Below are 5,473 nucleotides of genomic sequence, written 5' to 3' on the forward strand. Positions count from 1 at the left end.
TATCCAATCCGCCCAACGCCGCCAGCATCGCCAATGATAACCAGAAGTTGGTGGAAAAGCCGAAGATAATGGTGGCAATGCCAAAGCCCGCTACCGCCAGCAGCAGCGTTTTTCCGGCACGTTTTAACGGCGGCATACGGGCAATGAGGATAAAACCCCGCCTGAAATCGTTGCGACGCGTCCGGGGAATTCTGCGCCCAACACCACCGGTGGGAGCATTCGCGTTGTGCCGAATAAATTTCCCGCGTTGCAAATCGAGGGCGAGCTGAATCGCCGCGGCGAAGGTTTGTACGATTTGATGAACGGTGTCGGCGCGCACGAAGTCATCATCGAATCGCCCAATCATCTTGCCGAGCTCTCGGATCTGAGCATCGAACACATACGCGACATCCTGCTCACGTTTCGCGAGCGGATTTTGGATTTAAAAAAAGACACGCGTTTCAAGTACATCCTGGTCTTCAAAAACCACGGCACGGCGGCGGGCGCTTCACTGGAGCATTCACATTCGCAGCTCATTGCAACGCCGATCATTCCCAAACGTGTGTTGGAAGAGTTGGAGGGCGCGCGCCGGCATTTCGAATTCAAAGAACGCTGCATTTATTGTGATATTATCCGGCAGGAACTGCATGCAGGCAAACGCGTGGTGGTGGCGCGTGAAGATTATGTCGCCCTCGAGCCCTTTGCCTCGCGTTTCCCTTTCGAAACCTGGCTGCTGCCGGTGCGGCATGTTTCTCATTTTGAAGCAACGGAACTGGATCATTATTGGGGACTGGCCGCGGCGTTGCGCGAGACTTTGCAGCGCCTCAACAGCGCCCTGGACAACCCGCACTACAACTTTATTCTGCATACCTCGCCGGTGCAGGAAGCGCCAACCGCGGAATATCATTGGCATCTCGAGATCATTCCAAAATTGACCAAAGTTGCGGGTTTTGAATGGGGTTCCGGCTTTTATATCAATCCGACGCCGCCGGAAGTGGCTGCGCAGCATTTGCGCGACGTGCCAACATGAGGACGGCAAGCGGCGCAGGCCAGCGGCGGCGAGTCAACGATGCTGCATCCTCCTGATGGATTGTGACGAAACAGGGATCGGTTCATGAAGAACAAATTCAAAATTTTTTATGTCGCATCTGAAGTAACGCCCTTTGCCGGCAAGGGGCCGCTCGCCGAGACCGCGAGCGCATTGCCGAAAGCGCTGAAAGAGATGGATCATGACATCCGCGTCATGATGCCCAACTATCGCAGCGTGAATGAACGCAAATATGTTCTGCGTGATGTGATTCGTTTGAAAGACATGTCGATCAAGCTGGCGCAGGAAGCCTTCATTGCCAACGGCAAATCCGCCTTTCTGCCCGATGCCAAAGTGCAAATTTATTTCTTCGATCATAAGCCCTTCTTCGACCGCCTGGGTTTGTATGCCGACCCCAAGAGCAAAAAAACCTATGCCGACAACGCCGAGCGGTTCTCACTATTTGGCAAAGGCTGCCTGGAAACTCTCAAAATGCTGCATTGGCAGCCCGATATTATTCATTGCAACGATTGGCAGTCCGCGCTGATTCCCGTCTTGTTGAAAACCACCCACAAAGATGACCCCTTTTTCAAAAACACCAAAGTGGTGGTGACGGTTCACAACTTTGCCGAACAGGGCATTTTCCCTGCTGCGATTTTGAAGGCGCTCGATCTTGCCGAGACGACGCATTATCCGGAAAGCCAGATTGCGCTCGACGGCAAATTCAACTTTCTCAAAGCCGGCTTATTAAGCGCGGATTTGATCAGCACGGTGGGCGAAGCCCATGCCAAGCAAATTCAACAGCATCCCAACCTGGCCCGCGGGCTTGCCGACATTTTGCAAAAGAAACGCAGGCTTTTCACCGGCGTGTCGCACGCGGTTGACACGGCGGTGTGGAACCCGGCGGCCAGCGGGCATGTGCCGCACCATTTTGCGCCCAATGATTTGAGCGGCAAGCTGCGCTGCAAGAAAGAGTTTTTGGAATCGGTGGCCTGCAAATTTGAAGAGGGCGTGCCGTTGCTCGTGCTCTTCGAACCGCCGGCGGCAGAGTTGAGCGACAAGCTCGAAACAATTGTCGCCGAAGCGCTGGCAATGAATGTACAAGTCGTTTTCCTCGGCGAAACCGGCGCGAAGAGCGAGAAAGCCCTGGCGAAATACAAAAAGAAATATGCCGGGCGTTTCGCCGGCCAGTTTGGCTATGACGAGGCGTTTTTGCACCGCGCATGCGCTGCCGCAGATGTCACGTTTTCGGCAGCCTGCCCCAGCCTGCCGGTATCACACGTGTTGTCGGCCATGCAATACGGGGCCTTGCCCGTGATCGCGGCGAACAACGGCTACACGGAGGCTGTGCAAGACTATCGCAAACCTGCCGGCGCCAACGGGTTCGTGCTTCCCGGCTGCGAAGCGAAAGATGTCATCAAAACCTTTAAAAACGCCGTCAGCCTGTTCCATGATAAAAAACGCTGGGCCAAGATGGCCAAAAACGCGATGACGGCGAATCGTTCTTGGGAAGCAGTGGCAGAGACCTATACCAAGCTCTATGCGCAGTTGATGGCGCGCGGCAAGAAATAGTAGCCAATTCTCGATCGCCAGTCCAACCCTGAGGCGGTGCGGCGTTTTAAAATGATACGCCCCCTGTTTCAAGACTGAACAAATTTTGTGACAAGTGCAGTCAGGACGCAGCGTCATTGCACTTGAGAAGAAGTTCGCGAACCCCAAAATCGGTTTTTCCTGCGCCAACCGGCGGCGGAATGATAGTTGAATTTGCCCAAAAAGTAAGCGAATACAAAGGTTTGTCACATGGAAGGTATTGAAATTTCTGTCACCAAGGTGGGCACACGACGCGACATCGCCTTGTTTCGGGTTAAAGGATACATCGACACACAAACGTGCGCCGACATGTTGACGCAAATCACCTCCGTGTTGCGGCAGGGGAATTATCATTTGATCGTAGACATGGGCCAGGTGAATTACATCAGTTCTGCCGGGTGGGGCGTTTTTGTCGGCGAGATCAAGGGCATTCGTGAAAATGGCGGGGATTTAAAAATCGTTGAAATGACGCCGGAAGTACATGATGTCTTTGAAATGCTCGAATTTAACCGCATTTTAGACGCCTATGACTCGCTCGAAGAAGCGATTGACGATTTCGATCTTTCCATTGGCCTGGATTTGACGCGCAGTGTGGCGCAGTCTTACAGTCCTGCAGACTTAACCACGGGAGAAGTCGCGGTTTTGGATCCGCCCAAATCCGCTTCGCGCATGCGAGAAGCCGAAGGCCCGCGCACGAAAGCGCGCTCAGGATTTACGAAACCCAAAGTTGAAGAGCGCGTGTTGCCGTTGAGTGAAAAGGTTAAAGCCATCATCATCGAAAATCCTTCGTTGGGCATCCGGAAGATTGTGCAAGCGTTGAACACCGAGCGCTTCGGTTTTGTGAAAATGAGTTGGTGGAAACTCTATCAACTTTTGAGAAAACTGAATCTGGATACACAGGAAAAGCGCTATCGTTTTTATCGTTCCCGCTAATCCGGCCTTTGCGGCGGGGATGAAAAAGTGCCCGCTTCCGCGCATGTGACTCGAAAAGAACACCTTTATGAGTTTGCTTTAAGTGACTGCTTACAATAACATTTCGTATGGCATACTGCGACGTGCACGACTTTTTCGAGACTTCTGCCGAGTTCAAGCATTATTTTTGACAAGCGGATAAAAAAATCGAGGAAGATCCGCTTGATATGAAATCTAGCCAGCGCCGCCACAGTGAGGTATGCAATAAAAAAATCAATGAGTTCGGTCGCTACGCTGAGATTCTGACGCTGAGTCGTAAAATTTCAAAGAGAGCTGCCTCCCTTCTCTTCCTCTGCCCGACACCTTGCGACCTCCTCACCTCTGGAATTGCGTTCAAACTGTTGGTATAACAATTGCCTGCAAATATCGCGGTTTTGAGGCAAGCATTCATTTTTTATCTACCGCCAATTGCTCAAATAGCTCATTTGGCGGTAAAATCTATTTATCTTCTCAGTCGCGAGCCTGCCCCAGAAGACGGCGGCACATATAATTCAGGTTTGTCGTATTGCTAGCTTGCACGAAACGGCAACAATTCTTAACCTGCAAAAATTCGTAAATTGACAATAGGTACGTTTTATAAGACGCTCTTCGTCTGGCGTTGACATCGAAACGGCCATGCCAGTTCAACGGATTGAATTCTGATACGTTAGGGAGCCAAACAAATGAACCAGCGTCAGTTTCACCTCCTCCGAGCAGTAACCTTCATCGCGGTGTTGTTGTCCTTCTTGAGCATCTCCCCGAGCTTTGCCCAAAATTACTATTCCCGCGAGGGCACCGGTGTTCGTTTCCGCGCCGGGGAAGGCGTGCGCGTCATCGTTTTGGAAAAAAGCGAGGGCAAAGATGCCGCCGGTCGCCGGCAAGATTTGAATATCGCGGGCGACTATTTGATCGATCAAGGCGGCTATATTTATATCCCGTACCTGCGCGCGCCGATCAAAGCAGCCGGGTTGCTGCCGGATAGCCTGGCGCGCCGCATTCGCGATGATTTGTTCAATGATCTCACCATCAAACCGCCGATCGAGCAGATCTTCTGCATGCCGCTCATCCGCGTGGCTGTGATGGGCGCGGTGCAACGCCCCGGCTCTTATCTGATTCGCGCCAAAGACTCGTTGTGGGAGTTGGTGAATATCGCCGGCGGCCCGGCCAACAATGCCGATGTGCGCAAAATCAAAGTCATGCGCGGCGGCCGCACGGTTAGCAAAAACCTGCTGGAAGGCTTTGAAAATGCGCATTCGCTCGAACAGCTTGGCGTACGCTCGGGCGATCAAGTGATCATGCCGACGTATTCGCGTTTCACCGCCGACGATTTCTTGCGCTATACCTCGTTTGCCCTGTCGGCAGCCGTACTCTATTTGCAAATTTCCGATCGTAACAACCGTTGAATGCGATCGCGTTTTTAGAGTCATGCTTTTACAGATTTGTTTACAAGGAGTTTGGAGAACATGGGACTCGACACATTTGCGTTTGAAGATGACGGGACAATGGAGGGCCAAAAGCTCGATCTCGGGCGTTATGTGCAAGCCCTGAAACGGCGCTGGTGGCTGGCGTTGATCATCGCGGCTGCGGTTGCGATTCCCTGGACGATTTATGTCAAACAGGAAAAGCCGGTTTATGAAGCGACCGCGACCATCAGTTTCCGCAATATCAGCGCGATCAAGAACCCCGAGACGATGATGCAGCGAATCGTCGAAGAATTGAATAGCCGGACCTTCGCCGAACAAGTCGTAGCGGCGCTGGGTCTGGCGGTGACACTCGAACAAGAGTCCGAGCACGAAAAGTTCCTCATCCGCAATCGCATTTTTGCGCAGCTCTCCAGCACCTATAACCCGCGCGCCGGCAAATATGTGTTGCGCGTTCCCGGCGACGGGCAGTTTATGCTCGCGATGATCGATGAGGACGCGGACG

The 5,473-nt window shown here is 52.6% G+C and carries 5 protein-coding genes and 1 pseudogene; 5 read left to right on the top strand and 1 reads right to left on the bottom strand.

Features of this window, described 5'->3' with window-relative positions:
• Positions 1-151, bottom strand: a pseudogene (locus FBQ85_25955) (MFS transporter).
• Between the two features lie 15 nt (positions 152-166).
• Between FBQ85_25955 and FBQ85_25960 the strand changes: the two are divergent.
• The 5 genes from FBQ85_25960 to FBQ85_25980 form a co-directional block, all read left to right on the top strand.
• Positions 167-1,009, top strand: a complete 843-nt coding sequence (locus FBQ85_25960; GenBank protein ID MDL1878578.1) for a DUF4931 domain-containing protein — start codon at positions 167-169, stop codon at positions 1,007-1,009.
• 84 nt (positions 1,010-1,093) lie between these two features.
• On the top strand, positions 1,094-2,578 hold the full coding sequence (locus tag FBQ85_25965) for a glycogen synthase (GenBank protein MDL1878579.1): 1,485 nt from the start codon (positions 1,094-1,096) through the stop codon (positions 2,576-2,578).
• Positions 2,579-2,806: 228 nt separating this feature from the next.
• Complete coding sequence (locus tag FBQ85_25970; GenBank protein MDL1878580.1) at positions 2,807-3,529, top strand: STAS domain-containing protein; 723 nt, start codon at positions 2,807-2,809, stop codon at positions 3,527-3,529.
• 701 nt (positions 3,530-4,230) lie between these two features.
• Positions 4,231-4,950, top strand: a complete 720-nt coding sequence (locus tag FBQ85_25975) for a hypothetical protein (protein ID MDL1878581.1) — start codon at positions 4,231-4,233, stop codon at positions 4,948-4,950.
• Positions 4,951-5,010: 60 nt separating this feature from the next.
• Positions 5,011-5,473: hypothetical protein (locus FBQ85_25980; GenBank protein MDL1878582.1), on the top strand; the 463-nt coding region annotated here is incomplete at its 3' end.

The sequence above is a fragment of the Cytophagia bacterium CHB2 genome (genome assembly GCA_030263535.1).
Lineage (GTDB): Bacteria > Zhuqueibacterota > Zhuqueibacteria > Zhuqueibacterales > Zhuqueibacteraceae > Coneutiohabitans.

Bases quoted from the DNA above. Each gene is read 5' to 3' on its own strand.
- FBQ85_25975 (MDL1878581.1), top strand. From the start codon at position 4,231: ATGAACCAGCGTCAGTTTCACCTCCTCCGAGCAGTAACCTTCATCGCG.
- FBQ85_25970 (MDL1878580.1), top strand. From the start codon at position 2,807: ATGGAAGGTATTGAAATTTCTGTCACCAAGGTGGGCACACGACGCGAC.
- FBQ85_25965 (MDL1878579.1), top strand. From the start codon at position 1,094: ATGAAGAACAAATTCAAAATTTTTTATGTCGCATCTGAAGTAACGCCC.